Annotated in this window: 2 protein-coding genes; one reads left to right on the top strand and one right to left on the bottom strand. The window is 46.5% G+C overall.

The window, feature by feature from the left end:
• Positions 1-39: 39 nt before the first annotated feature.
• Positions 40-1,992, top strand: a complete 1,953-nt coding sequence (locus tag B9J84_RS12085; protein ID WP_094124229.1) for a DNA topoisomerase III — start codon at positions 40-42, stop codon at positions 1,990-1,992.
• A gap of 74 nt (positions 1,993-2,066) precedes the next feature.
• Here B9J84_RS12085 and B9J84_RS12080 read toward each other — a convergent pair whose 3' ends face one another.
• Positions 2,067-2,294, bottom strand: a complete 228-nt coding sequence (locus B9J84_RS12080) for a hypothetical protein (RefSeq protein WP_026028272.1) — start codon at positions 2,292-2,294, stop codon at positions 2,067-2,069.
• Between the last annotated feature and the right edge of the window lie 233 nt (positions 2,295-2,527).

Genomic DNA, 2,527 nt, shown 5'->3' with positions numbered 1-2,527 from the left:
GGCTAATGTGGCGTTATTTTTTTGCGTTGATTTGAGTTTATGACCCGTTTATTCATTGCTGAAAAGCCCAGCTTAGGGCGCGCTATAGCCGATGCTCTGCCGAAACCACACAAGAAAGATCAAGGTTTCATTCGTTGTGCGAATGGCGACATCGTTACTTGGTGTATTGGGCATTTACTCGAGCAAGTTGAGCCGGATGTTTATGATGAACGCTATAAAAAGTGGAATTTACTCGACTTACCTATCATTCCTTCACAGTGGCAGCTTAGACCGCGCAAAACATCGAGCAAACAGTTGACTGTGATTCGTCAGCTTTTGAAAGAAGCATCGCAAATTATCCATGCAGGAGACCCGGACCGCGAAGGGCAACTATTGGTTGATGAAGTGATTGATTATTGCAAAGTAAGCCAAAGTAAAAAAGAGCAAGCATTGCGGCTACTGATCAGCGATTTAAACCTTCCAGCCGTGCAGTGTGCACTGAAACAGATGCGCAGTAACCGCGAATTCATCCCTTTATCGGTTTCAGCGCTCGCGCGTTCAAGAGCCGATTGGTTGTATGGCATGAATATGTCACGGGCTTATACTTTGCTGGGGCAGAAAGCGGGCTATCAAGGTGTCTTGTCGGTTGGACGGGTACAAACTCCTATTCTAGGGCTTGTGGTACGTCGGGATGAGGAGATAGAAAACTTCATCCCGCGAGACTATTTTACATTACATGCGTTAATCCCTTATCAAACTGATCAAGTGGCGTTTGATATCCGTGCGCGCTGGAAACCCAGCGATGCTTGCCAGCCGTGGCAAGATGAAGAAGGGCGAGTCTTAAACCGCAAGTTGGTGGAAAATGTCGCACAGCGCATCGCAGGGCAACCCGCCACAGTGATTGAAGCCGAACAAAAGCAAACTAAGCAAGCCGCGCCGTTACCTTATTCCTTATCTGCACTGCAAATTGATGCAGCGAAGCGCTTTGCAATGAGCGCCCAGCAAGTGTTAGACACTTGCCAATCTCTGTATGAGAAGCATAAATTAATCACCTATCCGCGTTCAGATTGTCGTTACTTACCACAAGAACATTACGCTCAAGCTTCGTCAGTAACTCAAGCTATCGCGTGCAACGCCCAAGAGTTGTTAACGGCGGTCAGTGGCGCAAACTTAGCTCTTAAATCCAAAGTATGGAACGATAAGAAAGTGGACGCACACCATGCCATTATTCCCACACCAAAGCAGGCATCCGTCAATGCCTTGTCGGGAAATGAGATGAAAATATACCAATTGATTGCGCGCCAATACTTGATGCAATTTTATCCCGCTGCCGTGTACGCGGAAGCCAAGCTGGTGTTTGATATTGCGGGTGGCTTTTTTGTTGCGTCAGGGCGACAACTGGTTGACACTGGTTGGAAGAGTTTGTTAGGCAAAGTCGATGAAGAAGAGAACGGAGTCGATACCGTTCCACCACTGAGTAAAGGGACGGTGCTGACGTGTCGAGAAGGGGAGATTCACGATCGAAAAACCGAGCCTCCTCGTCATTTTACTGAAGCGACTTTACTACAAGCGATGACGGGAATTGCTCGCTATGTTGAAGATAAAGAGCTGAAAAAAATCTTACGTGAAACCGATGGTTTGGGTACGGAAGCGACGCGAGCGGGGATCCTTGACACTTTATTCAAGCGGCAACTCTTAACACGTCAAGGTAAGCTGATCCTAAGCTCGCCAGCGGGAAGGGGTTTAATTCATGCGCTGCCAAATGAATCAACTTATCCTGATATGACCGCCCATTGGGAGCATCAATTGCAAGCGATGGCTGAACGTGGGCAAGCGTATCAACCCTTTATGCAAGTGCTGCAAGAGCGCATTATTCAGATCATGGAACAGGCGAAATCGGGTGCAGTGCCAGAGTCGCTTCGCTCATTGCCTAAAGTGGAGCGCCCTGCATTCAAACGAAAGACACGTAAATCCAGCAAAACCACGCGTTATCAACGTAATTCGGCTCAATAAAATGACATCAAAGAATCGGTCGCTAAGTAAGCAGAGGCCAGTGAATTAGGTAAGATGTTCACCGACCTGACGAGCTAATTATCACATTTTCGATAAAAAAGGCTGGTATCCCAATCGGTTACATTGTCAGTCACTTTGCCGACAAGTGGCAGTAAACGCCACGCCTCGCGCTCTTGAAAAGGGTGGCTTGTTATCACTGCAAAACCAGCAATACAGCATCTTCCACCTTTAGAACGGATAAACTGGGCAATCGAGCTGACCGCTTCTTCACTGTAGGATTCAATCTTATAGAGATGGCTCATACACTTCTCCTCTCTAACCATGCCATTAATTACGACATAACCGTTGAATAATGGGAAGCATATTTGATGCCAGTTTCTAAAAAATACACCTTTGGTATGTGATGAATGGAGAGGGTACTTATCTAATGAATGGCAACTGGTGCGTGGAATAAAATATCAGTATGAGAAAATGATGTTAATCAGATACGAAAAAGCCGCTGTAAAAACAGCGGCTTTTCTTAAAAGTGGCGGAG

The organism is Vibrio sp. V03_P4A6T147, assembly GCF_002241085.1.
Taxonomy (GTDB): domain Bacteria; phylum Pseudomonadota; class Gammaproteobacteria; order Enterobacterales; family Vibrionaceae; genus Vibrio; species Vibrio anguillarum.
The sequence above is the reverse complement of the archived record's forward strand: the minus strand, read 5'-3'. Positions and strand labels throughout refer to the sequence as shown.